General features: G+C 42.0%; 18 protein-coding genes and 1 tRNA gene. 4 read left to right on the plus strand and 15 right to left on the minus strand.

Features of this window, described 5'->3' with window-relative positions; translation table 11 throughout:
• Positions 1-22: 22 nt before the first annotated feature.
• The 5 genes from KTR06_RS21010 to KTR06_RS21030 all read right to left on the minus strand — a co-directional run bounded on the left by KTR06_RS21010 (position 23) and on the right by KTR06_RS21030 (position 7,427).
• Positions 23-1,075: an efflux RND transporter permease subunit gene (locus KTR06_RS21010; protein ID WP_254306452.1), complete on the minus strand. Its 1,053-nt coding sequence runs from the start codon at positions 1,073-1,075 to the stop codon at positions 23-25.
• A gap of 11 nt (positions 1,076-1,086) precedes the next feature.
• Complete coding sequence (locus KTR06_RS21015; RefSeq protein WP_120067468.1) at positions 1,087-4,137, minus strand: efflux RND transporter permease subunit; 3,051 nt, start codon at positions 4,135-4,137, stop codon at positions 1,087-1,089.
• A gap of 56 nt (positions 4,138-4,193) precedes the next feature.
• Positions 4,194-5,273 carry an efflux RND transporter periplasmic adaptor subunit gene (locus tag KTR06_RS21020; protein ID WP_120067467.1) on the minus strand — a complete coding sequence of 360 codons (1,080 nt, stop codon included), beginning with the start codon at positions 5,271-5,273 and terminating at the stop codon, positions 4,194-4,196.
• Positions 5,274-5,278: 5 nt separating this feature from the next.
• On the minus strand, positions 5,279-6,763 hold the full coding sequence (locus tag KTR06_RS21025; RefSeq protein WP_120067466.1) for a TolC family protein: 1,485 nt from the start codon (positions 6,761-6,763) through the stop codon (positions 5,279-5,281).
• 256 nt (positions 6,764-7,019) lie between these two features.
• Positions 7,020-7,427, minus strand: coding sequence for a fibronectin type III domain-containing protein (locus KTR06_RS21030; RefSeq protein WP_120067465.1), 408 nt, complete (start codon positions 7,425-7,427; stop codon positions 7,020-7,022).
• Between the two features lie 107 nt (positions 7,428-7,534).
• On the opposite strand from KTR06_RS21030, the gene KTR06_RS21035 reads away from it, so the two are divergent.
• Positions 7,535-8,668, plus strand: a complete 1,134-nt coding sequence (locus KTR06_RS21035; RefSeq protein ID WP_243636452.1) for a hypothetical protein — start codon at positions 7,535-7,537, stop codon at positions 8,666-8,668.
• Positions 8,669-8,806: 138 nt separating this feature from the next.
• On the opposite strand, the gene KTR06_RS21040 is transcribed toward KTR06_RS21035, so the two are convergent.
• On the minus strand, positions 8,807-10,174 hold the full coding sequence (locus KTR06_RS21040) for a VapE domain-containing protein (RefSeq protein WP_243636451.1): 1,368 nt from the start codon (positions 10,172-10,174) through the stop codon (positions 8,807-8,809).
• Between the two features lie 309 nt (positions 10,175-10,483).
• Here KTR06_RS21040 and KTR06_RS21045 point away from each other — a divergent pair, with 309 nt between their 5' ends.
• Positions 10,484-11,122, plus strand: coding sequence for an HU family DNA-binding protein (locus tag KTR06_RS21045; RefSeq protein WP_008021253.1), 639 nt, complete (start codon positions 10,484-10,486; stop codon positions 11,120-11,122).
• 108 nt (positions 11,123-11,230) lie between these two features.
• Here the strand turns inward: KTR06_RS21045 and KTR06_RS21050 are convergent, their stop codons facing one another.
• From KTR06_RS21050 to KTR06_RS21075, 6 genes are read right to left on the minus strand one after another with little or no spacing between them, the layout of a single operon-like run.
• A complete protein-coding gene (locus KTR06_RS21050; protein ID WP_121960572.1) occupies positions 11,231-12,241 on the minus strand; it encodes an FAD:protein FMN transferase in 1,011 nt (336 codons plus the stop codon).
• Positions 12,242-12,271: 30 nt separating this feature from the next.
• Complete coding sequence (locus KTR06_RS21055; RefSeq protein WP_074707263.1) at positions 12,272-12,853, minus strand: manganese efflux pump MntP family protein; 582 nt, start codon at positions 12,851-12,853, stop codon at positions 12,272-12,274.
• Between the two features lie 6 nt (positions 12,854-12,859).
• On the minus strand, positions 12,860-13,609 hold the full coding sequence (locus tag KTR06_RS21060) for a DUF6048 family protein (RefSeq protein WP_049703195.1): 750 nt from the start codon (positions 13,607-13,609) through the stop codon (positions 12,860-12,862).
• The gene (locus tag KTR06_RS21065) at positions 13,593-14,177 is read right to left on the minus strand and encodes a DUF6452 family protein (RefSeq protein WP_049703194.1); all 585 of its coding nucleotides are present in this window, start codon (positions 14,175-14,177) and stop codon (positions 13,593-13,595) included. The genes KTR06_RS21060 and KTR06_RS21065 overlap by 17 nt, the downstream gene beginning before the upstream one ends.
• Before the next feature lie 21 nt (positions 14,178-14,198).
• A complete protein-coding gene (locus KTR06_RS21070) occupies positions 14,199-15,149 on the minus strand; it encodes a glycosyltransferase family 2 protein (RefSeq protein ID WP_055236505.1) in 951 nt (316 codons plus the stop codon).
• A gap of 29 nt (positions 15,150-15,178) precedes the next feature.
• Positions 15,179-15,736: a DUF4199 domain-containing protein gene (locus tag KTR06_RS21075; RefSeq protein WP_032811718.1), complete on the minus strand. Its 558-nt coding sequence runs from the start codon at positions 15,734-15,736 to the stop codon at positions 15,179-15,181.
• A 308-nt stretch (positions 15,737-16,044) separates the two neighbouring features.
• Here KTR06_RS21075 and KTR06_RS21080 point away from each other — a divergent pair.
• Positions 16,045-16,118 (plus strand) — tRNA-Thr (locus KTR06_RS21080).
• A gap of 63 nt (positions 16,119-16,181) precedes the next feature.
• Here the strand turns inward: KTR06_RS21080 and eno are convergent.
• The 3 genes from eno to crcB form a co-directional block, all read right to left on the minus strand.
• Positions 16,182-17,462: a phosphopyruvate hydratase gene (gene eno, locus KTR06_RS21085; RefSeq protein WP_008021267.1), complete on the minus strand. Its 1,281-nt coding sequence runs from the start codon at positions 17,460-17,462 to the stop codon at positions 16,182-16,184.
• 179 nt (positions 17,463-17,641) lie between these two features.
• Positions 17,642-18,304, minus strand: coding sequence for a pentapeptide repeat-containing protein (locus tag KTR06_RS21090; RefSeq protein WP_049703192.1), 663 nt, complete (start codon positions 18,302-18,304; stop codon positions 17,642-17,644).
• Positions 18,301-18,675, minus strand: a complete 375-nt coding sequence (crcB, locus tag KTR06_RS21095) for a fluoride efflux transporter CrcB (protein WP_217290780.1) — start codon at positions 18,673-18,675, stop codon at positions 18,301-18,303. The genes KTR06_RS21090 and crcB overlap by 4 nt, the downstream gene beginning before the upstream one ends.
• A gap of 351 nt (positions 18,676-19,026) precedes the next feature.
• On the opposite strand from crcB, the gene KTR06_RS21100 reads away from it, so the two are divergent.
• Positions 19,027-21,186 carry a glycoside hydrolase family 97 protein gene (locus tag KTR06_RS21100; RefSeq protein ID WP_217290781.1) on the plus strand — a complete coding sequence of 720 codons (2,160 nt, stop codon included), beginning with the start codon at positions 19,027-19,029 and terminating at the stop codon, positions 21,184-21,186.

Raw genomic sequence — 21,186 nt, forward strand, 5'->3', positions numbered from 1 at the left:
TAAGAGAGTTTGGATTACTTTTTCAATTTTCAGGAAAAGATACCTGAGTAGTTACCTTAGCAGCATCATTGGTTAAAGAAATATAAAATCCATCTGAAAGATTGGCTTGTACCTCCTCCATCCGTTTACGTAACTCGGAAGAGGCTTTGATGATATTCACATCAGTATCGGCTGATATACTTAGGTTGATCGTATTCAGACCGTTGATGCGGTAAAAATTGCTTTCGCGGCGTTTTTTATAGTTTAGTTTAGCGATATTATCCAAATAGATGATTTTTCCCTCTATGGTGGTAAGCGGCGTCTTCCCGATATCAGAATCAAGCGGCTCAGTCTCTAAAAGTAGCGTGATACGCTCTTTATTACCATTACGGTCGATCTTGTCAATATCCCCGACAATAGATCGTTGCCCTAAGAAGTTTTGAAGCCCTGATGTGATTATATTGGATTCCAGGCCGTAACGTTGCAACTCTGTCGGATCATATTCTATATCCAGATAGGTTGGAGGTGCTCCCGAAACGGCGACCTCCCGCACATAATCAATTTGCGTCAGATAGGGTTTGATATTTCGTTCTACATAATTCTGAATATTGGCCGGATCCATATCCGCATTGATGATATAGGATAAAACTTGCCGGGAATTTTGTTTCATGCCGCTTCCGACATCTCCTCCTGACAGGGAAGGATAACCGGCTCCTTCAGGCAGCTTGCCGGCTACCTGTTTCAGCAGGGAGGATATTTCAAAACGGACGGCTGATACGCTGGCGTTCTCTTTCAGTTCTATCGCTACGTTTCCACTTCCGTAGGACGATGTAGAAGAGGTTTTCTCCACTCCAACCACTGATGAAACCATTCCTTCTATTTTAGAGGTAATCTCCTGTTCAATTACCCGTGGTGATGCTCCCGGCCAGTTGAACGAGACGTTCAACTGCTTTCCCTGTTTCGGCGTAGGATTATAAGCGACTCGCAGTAGCGGTACCAGCGCCATTCCAATCACCATCAATACCGCCATAATCAGTATGAGGGAGAAGCTGGGGATCCGCTCTAAAAAGCCTTTTTTTGTTATATCTTTACTCATAAGCAGCAGGATTAGCGTTTACGGTAAATAACATAATAAATCAACGGTATGAAGAACAGGCTGATAAGTGTTCCGACTGTCATGCCAATAATGATAGAGAATGACAATGGATATTGCAGATCCGAACCCATGTCCACCCGGTTCAAGAATGGTGCAATAGCCAATATGGTCGTTAGGGAAGTCATAATGATCGGCTTCAAGCGGCTGTGACCACCTACTAAAACCGCTCGCAGCAGTGACATACCCTGCTTTCGCAGGCGATTGATCGTATCCACTTTCAGGATCGAGTCGTTGATGATAATACCACTCATAACCACTAAGCCAATCATTGACATGATATTCAAACTCTCACCAAAGAGCCACAGACCAAACAACACGAAGAAGATATCAACCACAATCTCTGAAAGGATGATTAACGGTTGAACAATACTTTCAAATTGTGCTGCCAGAATAAAGTAGAGTAGCGAAATTGCTACCAGTAGAATGATGATCAACTCCTTGATGGTCTCACGGCTTGAAAAATACTCTCCAGTGAAGGCCACAAAGAAGTAACTATCCTCTTTTACAACCTGCTTGATGGTCTCCATTACTTGCTTCACATCGCTGTCCGGCACATCGAGGGCGATAGGGTAGTAGTCGCCATCACTACCCGAGTAGAGCTTTTTAAAATCTTCTCCTTTGGTTTCACGGATTACCATCGAGAGCGGTATCTCCACACCGTTCTTATTACGCACTTTGCCCGATAAAATATCAGAAGCTTCGGCACGTGATTCCCCCGTTGTGACAGGCATCGAATAACCGCCTTGATTGATGCGAAACAGCACATTCTGACTGATGATATTTTTCATCTTTCCATAGATATCATCATATGTGATATCATATACCGCCATCGCCTCCACATCGGCTATATAACGGATGTTTTGCTCCATCACAGCCGGAGGCACAACTATATCTGGCAGTGCTTTTCGAATCTTCCCTGTCAGCTCTGTTACCTGTTCCACTGTTGGAGCTTGTCCCCCTTTGCTATGTAATTGCACCACCAGTGGACTTCCCTGTTCGGCAAATATCAGATTAAAGATATTGCCCGAAACCTGAAATGTAACCAATGCTTTCGGATGGTTTTCTGCCACATAATCCGTTAGTCTTTTCTCTATCTTAGCCAACGTCTCCGCATCTTTCGCTTTGATATAAACCACGCTCTCAGAGGGGCTGATTTCTTTCGTGTGAGACATTAAAAACTGTTGCACGCCAATCATTGAAGTGGTTTGCTCAACCAAACTGTCAACTTGCGACAACAAACGATGCACCCGCAAATCATTCTCTTCGAGCGATATGCCGCTATTCCAATCGATTGTCATAATGGTATCATCATGCGAGATATGAGGCAGACGGCTCTTTTCAACTATCTGATAGATGAGATAGGTCATCGGAATAAGTGCAATAAAACAGACGATCATCACTTTGCCGTGCCGAAGTGTCCATTTAAGCGTCTTTTCATACGGACGGTAGTAGTTGAAAGTAAAAAAACGGGCAATAAAACGATTTTCGGTATGTGCCGGCAGTTTTTTGTACAACAAGTAGAAATAGACCGGAAGTACCAGTACGGCTACGAGCAATGAAGCAAACAGGGCTATCGTCACCGCCATTGCCTGATCGTAGAAGAGCGCGCCGGCCGTACCGCTTAGGAAGATCAATGGTACGAAAACCGAACAAGTGGTCAGCACACTGCTAAGCATCGGTGTAAAGACCTCACTGACTGCTTCAGCGATGGCATCATTGAGTTGCATCCCCGATTGCCATTTTTGTGATATATTATCAATTACAATAATCGAATTATCAACGATCATACCTGTCCCGAGAATTAAGCCGGATAACGAAATGATGTTAAGCGATATACCCAACAGATGGAATGACAGTAAAGTGACGATCAATGACAGGGGAATTGTCACAACGATCAGCATCGGTGAGCGGAGGTCCTTCATAAACAGGAAAATGATCAGTGCTGCCAAAATAGCACCTACCAACAGGTTACTATCCAAATTATCGATTGAATAGGCCAGCAACTTGGTTTGGTCACGGGTTAGTTCAAACCGGATGTTCGGATGTTCTGCCTCCAGATCGGCTATTAGTGTGGCGATACCCTGTTGCAGATCTTCCATCTTGGCATCGTTCTGTTTAATGATTGCCATTGAAACGGCTGGTTCGCCTTTGCTACGTACTAATCCATTTCGCTTGGCCGGACGCTGCACAATCTCACATAGCTCTTTGAACTGATAGATACGTCCATCGTGTTTGATGTATATGTTTTCGATGTCTTCTTTTGAAATGATATGCGCATCGAAATGAATGCTGTAGCGATATTGACCATCTTTGATGCTCAATGCACCCAAAGATATGTTGTTGTTATTGATTGCCTGCTCCAACAGACTAATATCCGCCCCCATAGAGGTTAGCTTAGTATAATTGGGAATACAAAGCAGTTCCGGTGTCACTACCCCGCTAATATCGACCATCGCCGTTTGTGGTAACTGTTCAATACGTTTAGAGATTACGTCACGAGCAAACTGTCCCAGCTCGCTAAAATCAATACCCGCTTCACGAGGCTCCCCCTCTTTGGGCGGAATACCATTTTTAAGTGACAGGTTGAGATAGAAAGCCGGAATATCAGTCACACTGGCTTTGATTACCTTGGGACGCTCCACATCTTTTGGAAGTGAGGTGATTGCCCGGTCCATTTTTTCATTGACATCAATAAAGACGATGTCTATATTGCAGTCGGGCTCAAAGTTCATATAGATCGCTCCGACATCGGCACGAGCTTCTGCGGTTATATTTTTCAATCCGGCCACCTGCGACAACTGGTTCTTGAGTGGTTTTAACAGAGTGTTGTCTACCTCTCGCACCGACAGACCGGGAGCTGATACCTGTACAGTGATCTGCGGTATATTAATAGCTGGCATAAGCGATACCGGCAGATAACCCACCGCCACCATACCCAGCACCACGATAGCAATTACGCTCATTGTCACTGCTATGGGGCGTGTTATCAGTCTTTTTATCATACTTTTAGGGATTAAGGGTTCGCCAATTGTGTGTTGTAAGCTATAAGTTGTGTCTTTTAATTAGGCGTTACCTCCGTTTTATCAGCCAAATTCAGATTGTTAGATACAATAACAACATCATTCTCTGAAATAGTAGTCTGTTTCTTTGCGTTGCCCGTAATCATATGAGAATCAATATTAGACATAACCACATCCACGTACGTCCATACCGCTCTACCATCTTTATAACGGAAAATCACTTGGAACCCATCTCGAAGTACCACCGCATCTTTTGGAACAACAAACTGCTGTTTCAATTCACGTTCTAACAGAATCTTCACATTCATCCCTTCCACCAAATAATTATTGTGGTTGCGTACTTTTGCACGTACTTTAATCTGTCCTCGTTCATCAATCAGCGGATTGACCTCCGTTATTTCACCTACAAAGCGTTGATCTTCATTGATAAAGGGTGAGACTGTGATCTGCAATCCTCGTGTCACCTCTTCCATCTCCGCTTCCAATACACTAAACTCCACATCGAAATAGGAGTCGTCAATCAACGTACATAGTTTATCTGTCGAACGACTATATATCTTGGAATCCAAATTTGCCACACGACCGCTAAACGGGGCGATCAGGTAACAGTTAGCTAACTGACGTTCGGCTGCCTCCAACTGATCCATCGCGCTTTCATATCCTGATGAGGCCTTCATATTCTGCAAAATAGTGGGTGGTACAGCTGTTGTATCAGCCGTATAGCCCTGTCCGATCAATTTATCTACCAAGTCAATGTTTGCTTTGGCCATTGCACGGCGACTTTTTCGAAGTTCTATTTCCGCCTCTTTCGTGTCGAGCACTGCTAGCGTCATTCCCTTGTTTATTCTGTCTCCGTTGTGTATATGAATAGCAGTAATAGTCCCCGAACCATTAAATGCAAGGTCACTCTTTACTACTGCACGTAACTTACCGTTACATACGATCTGTTTTTGGAAGGACCGTTTTTTCAATACCAGCGTATCAACAGTAATCAATTGTGTTTTCTCATTGCTCTTACCGATTGAAACTTCTTCTTTCTTCTTCCCGTCACCACAAGCTGTCACTCCCAACAGGCAAATGATTATCAATAGACTTTTATATAGGGCAAACTTCTTCATAGTTCTTATTTTTCAATGATTTTATCGAATTCCACGCTAATATCTTTTTTATAAATAAAGTCATATAACGATAATTTTCTTAGCTCAAAATAGGCACTCCAAAAGGTACTTAATTGTGATATATACTGCTCGCTGGCGTCATCCAGCTCTTTCTGAGCCGTATTCAGATCGGTCACGGTGATAGCTCCGTTTTGGAACCTGTCTTTGGTGATGTCGTACCGTTGCTGTGCGATAACCAGTGCTTTTTCCGATATCTCACACTGTCTGCCTTGTTGGTTAAACTGCATCACTTTAATTCGGATATCCTGTTGAAATTGTATTGCATCCTGTTCGTTTTGAGTGCGCGTCAACCGGGCTTTTGCTTCAGCCATCTTTACCTTTCCCCGGCTCATGCCCCAGTCGTAAATAGGCATTGTTAGCGAAAGTCCGACAATTTCCTGATCTTTCAAGAGGCGATATGCCTCATTGAAACTGTTTCCTGTTTGCGAAAAGCCTAGATTAGCTTGTAGCTCTACCTGAATACCTTTTGCCGCTTTGGCTTGTGCTACTTCCTGTTGCGCTTCAACCTCTTTCAGTTGAAGTGAAAAGTTCTGCGATGAATTTTGCAAGGCTTTGCTTAACACAAAATCATATTCCATAATGACATCCGGAGCTATTGTGGGCGGCAGCACCGCAAAAGAAGTCGTTTCCGAAATACCTAAATAGGTCTTAAAGTTGAAAAGTGCAATCTCTAAATTTGTTCTGCTATTACTAACCGTCAGTTCCGCATTTATCAGTGCCAATTCCAGTTGTAATAGTTCACTTTTAGTCACAGTGCCGATTTCTGAACGTTTGAGTGCTATATCATACATCTTTCGAGTATCATTCAGATTCTCTACATTTTTCTGATGACTGGTCTGTGCTGATAAAACGGAAAAGAATTGGGAGGTAGTTCGGAGGGTTATATCCTCCATTGCTTCTAAATATACTTTCTTTTCCTTTTCGTACCGCAAAGGTTCTGTTTTCTTCTGCCATTTTAACTCATTAAACGATCGCAGAGGTTGTGTATAACGGATTGTAAGCGGATTCGAGTTATAGATTTGTGTGCCATAATTGAACTGATCCAGTCGGTCGAGTGATGTATTAAGTGATACTTTACCACCCGTCAGAGAAATGTTCTGATCTATCGAAATAGACAAATCGTTGCTTAATGTGTTATTGGCTACATAGCTGATACGACCTGTTTCCGGATCACGTACATCTACCAACGAGCGGTTATAGTTCCCTAAATTACCATGCAAATTAAGCGACGGTAGTAACTGCGCTTTATAAGAACGAAAATTCCAGTACTGTGCCATAAAATTGAGCTGTGCCATCTGAACCTGTGGAGAGTGAGAATGTGCAATCTCAATCGCTTGTTCGAGGGTCATCTTTCTCGTAGGCAGATTTTGTCCGGTAATGACATTACTGAGTAGCCACCCGACGGATATTAATAGTAGCCTTTTTCGCATTTGTGTTTATGTCTTTAAATTTATCTTCTTTTTAATCTGCGATATCTGTTCCGTAGCTATATTCCCACAATAAATACTTTATATGCTCATTGAAAAGCAGGTTGTTTTCTCCATAGTATTCTGCGGTTTTCTTAACGTGTACAAAGGTCTGCTCATTGTTTTTTATAGTGTTATTGAGTTCTTTTATAAAAAATATCCCGAATAACTCAGCATTATGATTATACGGGACTTTTTATATCTTAATATATTATTGCAATTAGAATGGATTCCTGAATGTTATAGAATTGGAAACCTCTGAATTCATGCCTCGCCCATTACTATTTTGAGCAGAAACACGAAAAACTACCGGATCTGTTCCAACCCTATTATCTACATCGGATTGCATTGTATTATCCATAGGATATTGGGGCTTAACTCTCCTTTCTAGTTGCCACCTACCTGTTTTTAACGATCTATACTCGATAATATAAAATAGTATTGGCAATCCTCCATCACTAAGGGGCTTTTTAAATCTTAATTTACAGAAGTCAGCCTCTATGTCAAAAGCACTAGGTCTTCCTGGACGGCTAGGAGTAGTAGTAAGCGCAAATGTAATTGTTGCAACTGTTAAGCCTAAACAAGCAATTAACAATGGTTTCAGGATTCTTCTTTTAAGTGTTTTCATAGCTTTTTTATTTTGTTTGGTATAAAAATACAGATGTCTTTTGCAAAGGTAAAGATAATAACTATATTCGCAAGTAATTATCATTAATTATTTAAAAATACACACTTATGAAAACAAATGCTCAATTATTATTGCTTTTAATCAGTCTTTCTTTTTTTAGTTGTAATAGTGCTGTCAAGAATCAGGCTGCCCCTATCTCCAATATAGATACGGATTTCCCCATTACCGAAGAATTGGAATTCACCCCTTTTAATAAATTTGATATTCTGGAAATCGGTGGCTGCATGATTGATGACTCTATACTGTGGTTTGTCAGAAGAGGAGAAGATGATGATGACTTCGGATCCTGTTATAATTTAAATACCGGGGAGAAATTATCTATCATTGCATCGAAAGGAAGAGCGGCCAATGAATTAATTGGATTAGAAGACTTTCAAATAATAGGTGATTCCGTTCAACTTTATGCATATCCCAATATGATAAAGACTTTTGCTAAAAAAGAAATAATAGCTAATGTGCCTATGGGCGAACGAACATTTTCTGTGACAATAGTCCCGGATAGTATTTGGGTGCGCCGAATGGTCAAACTTCCTAATGGTTCTGTTCTTGCAACTATAATACCGGCTTTATCGGAATCTGAACAAACAGAAATAAATGAGTTTAATAAGAAATCAGTTACCATATTCAATAATGAGGAAGCGAACTCTTATGAAACAATAAATTATGGAAGTTTTGATCTTGAAAAAGCTAAAGGTATGGAACTGCCTGCAAATGATCTAATAAAATGTGCTTATGCTGATGGCTGTATTGCAATAAAGGGTAATGATATGGCAGCCTTTTCTGTATGTCATCAATTCATATTATATACGTTTGATATTAAGAGTGGAAATGTAGTAAACGAAAAAAGATACACAGAGATGCAGCGCGTTGAGTCAAGAGATGAAATGTCTACATCGCTTAGTACAATAAATAACAGGCAGATAGAAATTGAGACTATGCAAACTAATGACAAATATATTATATGCTCGGTTCGAGGATTTTTTAACGAAAAAGATGAAGAACTGAGACAATTTAGCGAGGCTATATTTGTATTTGACTGGGAGTTAAATCCAATCAAAAAGTTTGATTTGCCATATAGAAAAAATGGTTATTATACAGTCTCTAACGATGGTAGTGCTGTGTACTTCCGTGAGAGTAACGAAGATGGCCTCTCATTGTATAAAGCTGACTTAAATATTTAATTCATAGTCTTTATGTATTAATAGTATAAAGGAATAGAGAAAGTGACAAATAAACTTTGTACACTTTCTCTATTTCAAAATGTCCCAGCTATCCTTGGTGCTTTTTGATTATATTTATGTATTCTTTCTTCACATTTTTCACATTATACTAAGCTCCTGATTTATAGATATATCCTGTGAATAAATGATACTATTTTCACTCTTCACACCCTTCACCCTCTTCACCAGATACACATTCCCCAATCTTGTATGCTGTCGGCTGATACCTGCTGCGGTCAGCACTTGCGCCAATTGGATAGGAGTACAGTTACGCAGTACAGCCGGAAACCTCTTTTTCAATTCCTGATGAATGATAGCGACGGAGAGCGACAAACAATCCGGTTCATCCAACGTGACAGGTGCGTATGTGTTACGGACAATATCTTCTATGGGGTTAACATGATAGTATGCGCTGTTATGACATTGCAAAGCATGTTCTTCCTCCTTGCTGAACCAGTGACGGGCACCCGCAAGCAGTTCTTCTTTCAGTTGGGCATAGATTTGTGAATGTTCAATTCCGGTACAGTCAATGTCATGCTCTGCTTCAATACAAAAGAATCTGCGGCTGCCTGTCGGGTCGTGAAGCAGGTCGGTGCGGTTACTGGTTCCTATGAAAGAGGCGATACGAGGTAGCGGCCGGAAATTTTTCTGATAGGCTTTGCAGATGTTGAGGCTGGACATTTGCATCAGATTTTTCAGTAATGGCATCTTTTGTGCTCCGAATTTATCAAATTCGTCCATGTTTAGTAATCCCATCTCGGCAAGGAGACGTTCGGGATTGCCTTGTGCGGTTAGTTTCAGATTATCCGAATAATAACGGGTTAGTTGTGGCGGCATCAGCATGCGGCAGAAAGTAGATTTATGGCGTCCCTGTTCTTCGCTGATAAGTATCGGGGCTACGCTGTTTGCTTGTGTTTGATTCACTCCCAGCCATTGGGCAGCAAGTCCGAGCATCCAGGTGTGAAAGCTTTTTATCCATATAGGAATGTCGGATACTCGCTTTGCTAAGGGCTTTAACCGGTCCGTTCCGTCCCATATAGGTAGTTCGTTCATATAAAGCCGGAAAGGATGGTAGCTTTCCACTAGGGTAGAGTAGATGTACCTTTGAAGGTCCTTATCCCAGCAATTGATTCCTTCTTTGTGGGCTTCCAGGCAGAAAGTATTCAGTTCCCGCTTGTCTATACGACAGAAAGAGATGTCTCGTTGACCGGATGGGCGGAATTCGGTTTCTTCGGTAAGCAAGTTGTAGCGGAAGTCATACCGAACTTTCAAAAAGTCAATCACTTGTTGTGTCAGAAGGACGGGCTGTTTATGTACTTCTTGTCTATGTATTTCCTGCTTATGCATATCCTGCATTGGTTGTTCGTTCTTTGGCGTATTCGGTGAAACGATGACGTTTGACGATTCTTTCATCAATACCCGTATTCTTTTTGCCAAACGTTTCGAATTATATTCTAATGTCTTCATATTTTTCTTGTTTTTTAAATGAATAAATGTTGTTTTTTCGACCGGTTGATGCTGCTAAGGTATAACATGAGATATGGGGTTTGCAAGTATTTAACTAAGAAAAAGTTTATTTTCTCCTGAAATGAAAAACAAGCTTTCTTATGCGGATAAGTCGTTACTTTGTCGTATCTTTAGTGCTTGTTTAGGAAAAGCCGACTGGAGTTGTCCGGTTGGCTGACAATAGTTGACTGAACAGCCGATTCCAGTCGTCCGAATAGCCGATTAAAGTTGTCCTATGATGAAGTTACACATTTAAATTGATAAGAAGTAATGGCTATTGTGTTTGATTGGTATGAAAATCCTAATGCTTCTTCGGAAGAAGAAGCAGCGTTGCATCCGCGTATCTTTATGAATGGAAAGGTGGATACGGATACTCTTTGTTACAAGATTCATGACTACAGTTCGTTGACTGTGGGCGATGTAAAGAATGTGCTTGATAACTTATCGAAGATTCTTGGCGAGTCGTTGCGTGAGGGAAAAGAAGTGCATATCGAGGGGATCGGTTATTTTTATCCCACTTTGGAGGCTACGGGGAAAGTGACTCGCAGCACTCCGCATAAGACTAATAAGGTGGCTTTCAAAACTGTCCGATTTCGCCCTGACAGTAATCTGAAAGGACATTTTGTGGGTGTTCGCGCCAGTCAGTCCAAGTATGTCCGTCATTCGGAGAAGGTGTCAGAGGTGGAGATTGATATGCTGTTGAAAGAATATTTTGCCGAACATCAGATGATGACCCGCCGTGATTTTCAGGAAGTGTGTGGTTTGGCACGTACTACGGCCAAAACGCATTTGGTACGTTTGCGTGGAGAAGGAAAACTGGTGAATATCGGTTTGCGCAATCAGCCGATGTATGTGCCTGCTCCCGGTTATTATGGCGTATCCAGAGATGCGGCACATCCTTCACGGTAATGACTGTGAAGGATGTGAAGAAGCATATTTCTTTGAGTAATCACACGAAACGGTTGATAGCTTGAGACTTATCCTCATGTGAAGAGAATGAAAGAAAAGAAGCGGATCTTATTTCGCTATGTATTTTTTCATTCCTTCCGTGTAGAAAGTGTTGAACTCTCCGTTTTCTCCGCTATAAATAAAGTAGGCGTCAATCTCCGGGTTCGCTTTGCAGAAGGCTTCCGCTTCTTCCAGTCCCATCACCATGAAGGCGGTAGCCAGGGCGTCGGCAGTCATACAGTCTTTAGCGATTACGGTGGAAGACAAGATGCTGTGCTGTACCGGATAACCCGTTCTCGGGTCGATGGTATGAGCATATTTCTTTCCGTCTTTGTAATAATAGTTGCGGTAATTTCCAGAAGTTGCCAAGCCTAAATCCGAAATTTCAAGTATTGTTTGTAAGTCTTGGTTTACGGCCAGTGAATCGTCGACGGGCTTATTGATTCCGATGCGCCATAAGCCTTTGGAGGGGTTTTTGCCTTTCACAACCACCTCACCGCCTATATCTACCATATAGTTTTTTATGCCTTTACGGTCGAGCAGTTGCGCAATTACGTCTACCGAATACCCTTTGGCAACGGCACTACAACTTAGCATGGTACGGGAATCCTGCTTAATGACTTTGCCGTTGTCCATTTTTACCTTTTCATATCCGGTGATTTGCAACAGGCTATCTATCATGATTGAATCAGGAAAAGTGCCTTTTTTGAAACCGAATCCCCAAGCATTGGCAAGGGGGGCTACTGTGATGTCGAAAGCACCGTTTGTCTCGCAGGAAATTTCCATCGAACGGTTGAAACATTTCTGAAAGAAACTATCGGTAACTAATTCCTCGTTGCGGTTGACGCGACTGATAACTGAACTGTCGTTAAATGGAGACAGAGATTGATCGAAGCGTTTCAGTTCAGCTTCTATTTCCGGTTTTAAATCACCGTCATATTGGTAAGTAATCTTGTATACCGTCCCAAATACCAAACCTTTGACACTGTAATAGCCAGCTTGTTGATTATGCCTGACTAATATCCAGATGGTTGCCAAAATCAGGAAAGCCAGCCAAAGGAAACTTTTTTTTGTTTTCATACGCTCTTCTTTTTGATGAGAAAACTCATTTTATTGGAGAAATAAATGTTCAATTAATATCTTTAATCCGATGATGACCAGAATGATACCTCCCCATAACTCTGCTTTCAGTTTCCGGGCGATGCCACAGCCGCATTGGATACCAAAGATCAACCCGATGAGTGACATGACGAAGGAAACAAGTCCGATGATAAGGATAGGGGACAGGATTTCATTATAATTTTGCACTCCTAAAAAGGCAAACGAAATACCGACTGCCAGCGCGTCGATGCTTGTTGCGACGGCCATAGTGAATACCACTTTCAGACTGGTCGGGTTGAATAGCTGGCAGCACTCTTCTTCTTTGAAAGATTCCCAAATCATTCTGCCGCCAAGGAAGGCAAGAATGGCAAAGGCAATCCAATGGTCTATACTTTCTATGAAATGGCTGAAGCTTTTGGCGAACATCCATCCGATAAAAGGCATGATTGCTTGAAAAAGTCCGAATGTAAAAGCCATGATTAGCATGGGTTTCCATCGGGTACGCTTCAAAATGATACCGCTTGCAATGGAGACAGCGAAACAATCCATCGCCAGACCTATTGCAAGCAACCAAATCTCTAGTCCTGTCATTATATTCTAAAGAGGCAATTTGTAAATAAGGGAATAAGTGATTCCCATATTGTTTGATTTAAATTTTCCGTAGCCGGGCACGTACCATGGATTCCCATATTCTCCGGTAGATGCTTTGGTTTTGTATTTCATACGTACCGACCACCCCATGTTAAAGTTTTTGTAGATACGTACTTTAACGCCTAAAACAATTTCCAGCCATTGCACGGAGCCTTTCATTCCCAAGTGGCTGAAAGGTACGCTTCCGCCCCAGTAACCATCTCCTAAACTGGGGTTACCTACTGCATCTCCCCAGATGGGATCGTCCGCCGGCATTGTGGAAACGTCATATTTAAATGAACTGAACGCATAGCGAAGTCCTGCATATAAGTAGCTGTTCTTCTCTTTCTTCTTTGCCATGGTATTGTAATCCACACCGATCCGGAAGAATGGAGCCATTTTGCTTTTATAGTGTATACCTGTTTCATTCCAGGTGTCTGTTCCTCCCATGCCAAACTCAAAGGTAGGGATGAATTTGTTTTTAAGATTGACGGCCACACTGACTTCAGAACTCATAAAGTCGCCTCCCAGAAGCTTGCTTCCGATGCCGTATAAATCCACACCGATATACGTACCATTGTAAAGTGGAATGGTATCTATCTCGGCAACCTCTTTCTTTTTCTGATCTCTTTTGGGTGTTTGCGTAGGCCGCTGTTGTTGGGCCAGCAACGGAAGTCCAATGCAAAAGAGCAGGAGCAGACTAATTAGTCGTTTCATCAGGTGTGCGTTCTGGCCGATAATTATAGAATATCTGCAAGTTCTGGATTTCATTTGTATTGGCTTCTTTATTTTGTATATGAAGAGAATCTATTTGGTCCGGTTGTCCATTGCCATACGGAGGAGGAAGGCCGGGTCTTCCGGGTTTGCCAAATTTGGCACTGATGATGTTTTGTTTCATCATATATCCACATTCCATGGATTGGAAATAAGGCGTATTCTGTTGTACAATGTATAATGTGTCAACATCATCTTTTTTACGCTTTGGATCATATCTGAATATGAATACAGTAGAGTCACTTGTATATCGTAGTGGAAGCATTAACGTATGCACATTCTTTTCATTGTTCAGAATGATAGAGTCGGTGCCTAATGCTGTGATTGTCAACGAATCGAGCGTGTCTTTTAGTGCAATATTAGGGTTGTCCGGATCGATGGTATATATCGTGCAATACATCATCGGACGTCCTGCTAATGAGCAATCGTTCTCGTCCGAGCACGAGGTATGAATGCTGACAGCACCGCCAACGATTATCAATAGGAGAAAGATACGAATTAAATTCTTCATAGTCAGCTTATTGAATGTGAATCAAATTTTCTTTTCTATCTGATAGTTATTCCGTTCCGGTGCATTGCGGGAGATTAATTCGCCAAGGAATCCGGCTAAGAATAATTGTGTACCTATAATCATTGCCGTCAGTGACAAATAAAAATAGGGAGAGTCGGTCACCAGTCGATAGGGGAGACCGTTGGACATAGCATATAGTTTACTGGCACCTACAATGATGACAGAAATCATTCCGACGAGAAACATCAATGATCCCAGCAGTCCGAAGAAATGCATCGGTTTGATACCGAATCGGGAAAGAAACCAAAGAGAAAGTAAATCCAAATATCCGTTCACGAAACGGTTTAGTCCGAATTTCGTCGTGCCGTATTTACGTGCCTGGTGGTGTACCACCTTTTCACCGATTTTCTTGAATCCAGCGTTCTTTGCCAGGTAAGGGATATAACGGTGCATTTCACCATAGACTTCGATATGCTTTACTACCTCTTTTCGATATGCTTTCAGGCCGCAGTTGAAGTCGTGCAGGTTTTTGATGCCCGACACTTTGCGGGCGGTCGCATTAAACAACTTGGTCGGCAGGGTCTTCGAAATAGGGTCATATCTCTTTTGTTTCCAGCCGGAAACCAAGTCGTAACCGTCCTCGGTAATCATCCGATAGAGTTCGGGAATTTCATCCGGGCTATCTTGTAGGTCAGCATCCATCGTTATGACTACGTCTCCTTCCGCTTCTGCGAATCCACAGTAGAGCGCGGGTGATTTACCGTAGTTACGGCGGAATTTGATACCTTTTACATGTTCCGATTGAGCTTTCAGCTTTTCGATCACTTCCCATGAATGGTCGGTACTTCCGTCATTAACGAAAATCACTTCGAATGAGAATCCGTTGGCTTGCATTACCCGTTCTATCCAAGCATAGAGTTCGGGTAGTGACTCTTCTTCATTGAATAATGGGACTACAACTGATATATCCATTGTACGAATTATGATTTATGATTTATAAATTATGATTGAACGGGTCCGTCATTTTCCGGTTTGGCCTTTTTCATTACCATCAATGCGGTAGGGATGGCCAGGATACTTCCCCAGAATACATCCCATGACAATAACTGCATGGTGATATTGATAGAAGTAAGTGAACGGGCGGTATCTATCGTTTCTTTTATAACTTCTTTGTTTTCTATCAAAGCCGGAGTGTTGGCCATCAACTCGTCCCATAGCTGGATATAAGAGTTGACGATAAAACCGTGATCGATGAACTGGAAATAGGCGTAGTGGGCCACGGCTACCAATAGGGAAGCAAACATATACATAAATATAGTGAAGAGCATGGCATGCGAAAATTGGATACTCCCCCCGCAAATCTTATCCCGATACATTTTCGCGTAGTGATATCCGATGAAAGGTACGGATAATGTCAGGATTACAAATAAAAGCGAAAGGAAAGGTATGTGGAATCCCAGCGGAAATAATATGAACTTCAATATCCAGTAGATTCCCATGTACGTGCCAAAATGCATGGCATATTTTTGTAAATAGCTTCTGTTCTCTGTCATCTTCATTTATAAATTGCGCACAAAGGTACAAATAATATCGGTTGGTAGGGGAAATCTGGTTGTTAAAGTTAATAAAGCAGGGGAAGTTGCTGTCTGAATATTTTTTTGCGATTTTAATTGCTTGAAACGTAGCTTGTTAGTATTTTATTCGTAAAAAAGTTATCTGCAGCTATTGCAGAATACATAAAAATGTCTACCTTTGCAACCGCAAAACGGGTAAGTCCTATACGGCCAGCTCCCTTCGAATCCTCCAGGGCTTGATCGCAGCAAAGGTAGTTGGTTGTAGCGGCGCGATATAGATAGCTTACCCACCCGCCTCTTTAGCTCAGTTGGCCAGAGCACGTGATTTGTAATCTCGGGGTCGTTGGTTCGAATCCGACAAGAGGCTCAAAAAGAAAAAAGCATTCAGGTAGTTTACTTGAATGCTTTTTTTATAATCTAGCATAGAGATTTACTTGATTCTCTTGTATCCATATACAGCCAAGTCGCCGAGTTCTTCTTCGATACGGAGCAGTTGGTTATATTTAGCCATACGATCCGAACGGCTCAACGAACCTGTCTTGATTTGTCCGCTGTTGGTAGCTACTGCGATATCAGCGATAGTAGCGTCTTCTGTTTCACCCGAACGGTGAGAGGTAACAGTGGTGTATCCATGGCGGTGAGCCATTTCGATAGCGTTCAATGTTTCTGTCAACGAACCGATTTGGTTTACTTTAATCAGGATAGAGTTGGCACAACCTTTTTCGATACCCATGGCAAGGAAGTCTACGTTAGTCACGAACAAGTCGTCACCTACCAACTGGCAGCGGTTGCCGATACGTTCTGTCAATTTCTTCCAACCTTCCCAGTCGTTTTCGCTCATACCGTCTTCGATGGAGTCGATAGGGAACTTGTTAATCAGTTCTTCCAGATAGTTGATTTGTTCTTCAGCGGTACGTTTCTTGCCTTTTTCGCCTTCAAACTTGGTATAATCATAAATACCATCGTGGTAGAATTCAGAAGAAGCGCAGTCCATACCGATCATCACATCTTTACCCGGTTCGTAGCCTGCGGCTTTGATAGCGGCAAGGATCGAGTTCAGGGCATCTTCTGTACCTTCGAGGTTAGGGGCGAAACCTCCTTCATCACCTACGGCAGTACTTAAACCACGGTCTTTCAAAACCTTCTTCAAGGCATGGAATACTTCAGCACCCATTCGCAGACCTTCTCTGAAAGAAGGGGCACCTACGGGACGAATCATAAATTCCTGAAATGCGATAGGAGCATCGCTATGTGAACCACCGTTGATGATGTTCATCATCGGTACAGGCATTACATACGTATTTGTTCCACCGATGTAACGGTATAGAGGAAGATCCAGATAGTTGGCGGCAGCTTTGGCTACGGCAAGAGATACACCGAGAATAGCGTTGGCACCTAAATTGGATTTAGTCTTAGTGCCGTCCAATGCCAGCATTGCGTAGTCGATACCTCTCTGATTGAGCGAAGACATACCAACCAGTTTCGGAGCGATGATTTTATTTACATTGTCAACCGCTTTTTGTACTCCTTTTCCACCATAACGTTTTTTATCACCATCGCGAAGCTCCAATGCTTCATGTTCACCTGTGGAAGCACCGGATGGTACAGATGCACGTCCTGTGATGCCGGATTCCAATACTACGTCAACTTCTACTGTGGGGTTACCTCTTGAATCGAGAATTTCTCGAGCTACAATTTTTTCAATTTTCATCGTTTCTATTGTTTTTGAATAAGATTTCTGCAAAAGTACGGACTTGACAGGGAGTGAGAAATCACTATAAATAGGTATTCTTTTTGAGCCTATTCCCTATATGTCGTTAGTCCGACCTTATATTATAACAACGGGACGATGTTTTTTGTTTGAGTGTGGCGGGGTGAATTTGCAGGATTTTAATCTTCGATAATAACCCCTAACAGTGGAAGCAAATCCATAGCCTGCAAGGAGGTGATGACAGCCCCTTTCAGATCACTGATGTTGAGCGTGATTCCGCTGATGCGGGAAGTGCGCAAATCTATTCCGCGGAGCGAAGCATGTGAGAAATCGGCTTCTACAAGGTCGCAACCGTCAAAAGCGACAGATGAAAAACGGCAGTCGTTCAGAGTTCCGTTGCGGAGCTGGCTGTGTGCGAAACGTACCTGATTCATTTTACTCATGGCGAGGTTGATGTAACCGGCATTGCAGTCGTGCAGCAAGACATGATTCATCGTTGTTTCAGATAAATTGGTACCCAATAGTTTGCAGGAAATGAATTCTACCCGGTAGAGCGAACTTTCAGCAAAAGAGATGTTGGATAAATCACAGTTCTCGAACCTGACATCGGTCAGTTGGGAAGAATGGAATTTACATTCGCTGAATGTCTGATTTTGGAAAGTACAGTTCTTGAAACTTTTATAAGATTTGTCGATACCTTCTTCTTTTCCTTTACAGAATAAAAGATGAGAGACGGTTTCTTCTCTGTCGAGCCATTCCTGTAGGGTAGTAGTACTGACTTCCTGCTCTTCCATCATGGGAGGAACAACGCGGACGGGTTTGATTGGGTTTCTTTTCATCATGCCTTTCCCACATATCCGCCGGCTACCACAGCGGCCAATCCTATACCTATACTTATTAATGTATATAGAATAAATACTCCGTAAAATTCTCCTTTCAGTAGACTTACGCCGTCACTGGAGAAAGTAGAGAACGTTGTGAAACCTCCACATAAGCCCGTTGTCAGAAACAAACGGACTTCGAACGGAAGGTGAAACCGTTCTGAAAGGGCATAAAACAGGCCGATAAGAAAACTACCGAGGAGATTGACAGTGAAAGTAGCCCATGGAAAATGGTAGGGGACGATTCGTTCGTACATTAACAACTGAATGAAATAACGCAATGCACTACCCGTGCCTCCGCCGATAAAGATATAGATAACTTCTTTGCTCATTTGATTGAAAGATTGATATTATTTAGGCGACTTCAAAATCCTTTTCGAGTTGCTCGAAACCTCCGGGATAAATTAAGGCGTTGTGCCATATGAATAATAAAATGTTTATTGTGATTGAGATAATAATCTGCAAATATAGAAAGATTATGCAATATTCATATTTAATCCTTTTAATTTATTCACCATAGACACTATATTTTTTCTAGTCTCAAAATATGTTATCTACTTTATTATTAAATACTTATTCTGTTTTTGGTTCTGTATCCCTCTATATTTTATTTATAAAGAAAAACACCTCTTGTGTTTCCGGTCTATCTTTGCCATACGATTATTAACTAACTCATTTATATCATGAAGAACATGAAAATAGGAACTGTAATAGGGCTCTGTCTGTTGCTCTTTTTTTTCTTCGGCACATCAGCTAAAGCCGAAAGTATCACTTCTCCTGACGGACAATTAAAGCTTAATTTCTCTGTCAATGCGCAAGGAGAACCGGTGTACGAACTCTCTTATAAAGGAAAAGAAGTAATTAAACCTTCGAAACTGGGATTGGAATTAAAGAATGATCCGGGACTGATGAACGGATTCACGCTGATCGATACGAAAACTGCTACTTTTGACGAAACATGGCAACCTGTGTGGGGAGAGGTGAAATCCATCCGCAACCATTATAATGAAATGGCTGTCACCTTGAATCAAAAGGCACAAGATCGTAATATGATTATTTGTTTTCGTCTTTATAACGATGGCTTGGGATTCCGTTATGAATTTCCACAGCAGAAAAATCTGAATTACTTCGTTATCAAAGAAGAACATTCTCAATTCGCTATGGCTGGCGATCATACAGCCTTCTGGATTCCCGGCGATTATGATACGCAGGAATATGACTATACCGAATCCAAACTTTCAGAAATTCGCGGATTATTGCAAGGGGCAATTACTCCAAATGCTTCTCAAACACCTTTCTCTCCGACAGGTGTACAAACTTCCCTGCAAATGAAAACGGCCGATGGATTGTATATCAATCTGCATGAAGCCGCTTTGATCGACTATTCTTGTATGCATCTGAATCTGGACGATCAGAACCTGGTTTTTGAATCATGGCTGACTCCTGATGCGAAAGGAGATAAGGGGTATATGCAGACTCCCTGCCGTTCACCCTGGCGTACGGTGATTGTAAGTGATGATGCCCGTGATATTCTGGCTTCTAAATTGACTCTGAACCTGAATGAGTCTTGTATTTATGAAGATGTTTCTTGGATTAAGCCGGTGAAATATATCGGAGTGTGGTGGGAAATGATCACCGGAAAAGGTTCCTGGTCGTATACGGATGATGTTTATTCGGTGAAACTTGGACAGACGGATTATTCCAAAACAAAGCCAAACGGACGCCATTCAGCCAACAATGATAAAGTGAAACGTTATATCGATTTTGCTTCCGAACATGGATTCGACCAGGTATTGGTGGAAGGCTGGAATGAAGGTTGGGAAGACTGGTTTGGAAATTCGAAGGATTATGTCTTTGATTTCGTCACTCCGTATCCTGATTTTGACGTGAAAATGCTCAATGCGTATGCAAAGGAAAAAGGGGTGAAGCTGATGATGCATCACGAGACCTCTGCTTCTGTACGTAACTACGAACGTCATCTTGATAAGGCATATCAGTTTATGATAGATAACGGGTATAATGCTGTGAAAAGTGGATATGTAGGTAACATTATTCCTCGTGGGGAGCATCATTACGGACAGTGGATGAATAACCATTATTTATATGCGGTAGAAAAAGCTGCCGAATATAAGATATGTGTAAATGCCCATGAAGCAACCCGTCCCACAGGATTATGTCGTACCTACCCGAATCTGATTGGTAACGAATCGGCTCGTGGCACGGAATATGAAGCTTTTGCAGGCAACAAACCGTTCCATACCACTTTGCTTCCTTTCACCCGTCAGATTGGCGGACCGATGGATTATACGCCGGGTATTTTTGATACCAAACTATCTTTTCTGTCGGGCGATCACAGCTTTGTACGTACTACTTTAGCTAAACAATTAGCACTTTATGTAACGATGTACAGCCCTTTGCAGATGGCAGCTGACCTTCCGGAAAGCTACGAACGCCACATGGATGCGTTTCAATTTATCAAAGAGGTAGCTGTTGATTGGGATGACAGCAAGTATCTGGAAGCAGAACCGGGAGATTATATCACGGTTGCCCGTAAAGCGAAAGGCACTGATAACTGGTTTGTAGGTGGCATCACCGACGAAAATCCCCGTACCTCTGCTTTTACGCTTGATTTTCTTGAACCGGGAAAACAATATGTAGCCACTCTTTATGCTGACGGAAAAGATGCTGACTTTGAAAAGAATCCGACCTCTTATCAGATAAAAAAAGGATTGGTGACAAACAAGAATAAGATGTCTGTGAAGCTGGCACGCAGTGGAGGGTTTGCGGTAAGTCTGATAGAAGCAACTCCCGCCGACTTGAAAACAATCAGGAAATGGAAATAA

Source organism: Bacteroides sp. MSK.20.12, from assembly GCF_019052435.1.
Taxonomy (GTDB): domain Bacteria; phylum Bacteroidota; class Bacteroidia; order Bacteroidales; family Bacteroidaceae; genus Bacteroides; species Bacteroides xylanisolvens.

Bases quoted from the DNA above. Each gene is read 5' to 3' on its own strand.
- KTR06_RS21060 (WP_049703195.1), bottom strand. From the start codon at position 13,609: ATGAAACGACTAATTAGTCTGCTCCTGCTCTTTTGCATTGGACTTCCG.
- eno (WP_008021267.1), bottom strand. From the start codon at position 17,462: ATGAAAATTGAAAAAATTGTAGCTCGAGAAATTCTCGATTCAAGAGGT.
- crcB (WP_217290780.1), bottom strand. From the start codon at position 18,675: ATGAGCAAAGAAGTTATCTATATCTTTATCGGCGGAGGCACGGGTAGT.
- KTR06_RS21015 (WP_120067468.1), bottom strand. From the start codon at position 4,137: ATGATAAAAAGACTGATAACACGCCCCATAGCAGTGACAATGAGCGTA.
- KTR06_RS21075 (WP_032811718.1), bottom strand. From the start codon at position 15,736: ATGAAGATGACAGAGAACAGAAGCTATTTACAAAAATATGCCATGCAT.
- KTR06_RS21035 (WP_243636452.1), top strand. From the start codon at position 7,535: ATGAAAACAAATGCTCAATTATTATTGCTTTTAATCAGTCTTTCTTTT.
- KTR06_RS21020 (WP_120067467.1), bottom strand. From the start codon at position 5,273: ATGAAGAAGTTTGCCCTATATAAAAGTCTATTGATAATCATTTGCCTG.
- KTR06_RS21025 (WP_120067466.1), bottom strand. From the start codon at position 6,763: ATGCGAAAAAGGCTACTATTAATATCCGTCGGGTGGCTACTCAGTAAT.
- KTR06_RS21090 (WP_049703192.1), bottom strand. From the start codon at position 18,304: ATGATGAAAAGAAACCCAATCAAACCCGTCCGCGTTGTTCCTCCCATG.
- KTR06_RS21045 (WP_008021253.1), top strand. From the start codon at position 10,484: ATGGCTATTGTGTTTGATTGGTATGAAAATCCTAATGCTTCTTCGGAA.
- KTR06_RS21100 (WP_217290781.1), top strand. From the start codon at position 19,027: ATGAAGAACATGAAAATAGGAACTGTAATAGGGCTCTGTCTGTTGCTC.
- KTR06_RS21050 (WP_121960572.1), bottom strand. From the start codon at position 12,241: ATGAAAACAAAAAAAAGTTTCCTTTGGCTGGCTTTCCTGATTTTGGCA.
- KTR06_RS21070 (WP_055236505.1), bottom strand. From the start codon at position 15,149: ATGGATATATCAGTTGTAGTCCCATTATTCAATGAAGAAGAGTCACTA.
- KTR06_RS21055 (WP_074707263.1), bottom strand. From the start codon at position 12,853: ATGACAGGACTAGAGATTTGGTTGCTTGCAATAGGTCTGGCGATGGAT.
- KTR06_RS21030 (WP_120067465.1), bottom strand. From the start codon at position 7,427: ATGAAAACACTTAAAAGAAGAATCCTGAAACCATTGTTAATTGCTTGT.
- KTR06_RS21040 (WP_243636451.1), bottom strand. From the start codon at position 10,174: ATGAAGACATTAGAATATAATTCGAAACGTTTGGCAAAAAGAATACGG.
- KTR06_RS21065 (WP_049703194.1), bottom strand. From the start codon at position 14,177: ATGAAGAATTTAATTCGTATCTTTCTCCTATTGATAATCGTTGGCGGT.
- KTR06_RS21010 (WP_254306452.1), bottom strand. From the start codon at position 1,075: ATGAGTAAAGATATAACAAAAAAAGGCTTTTTAGAGCGGATCCCCAGC.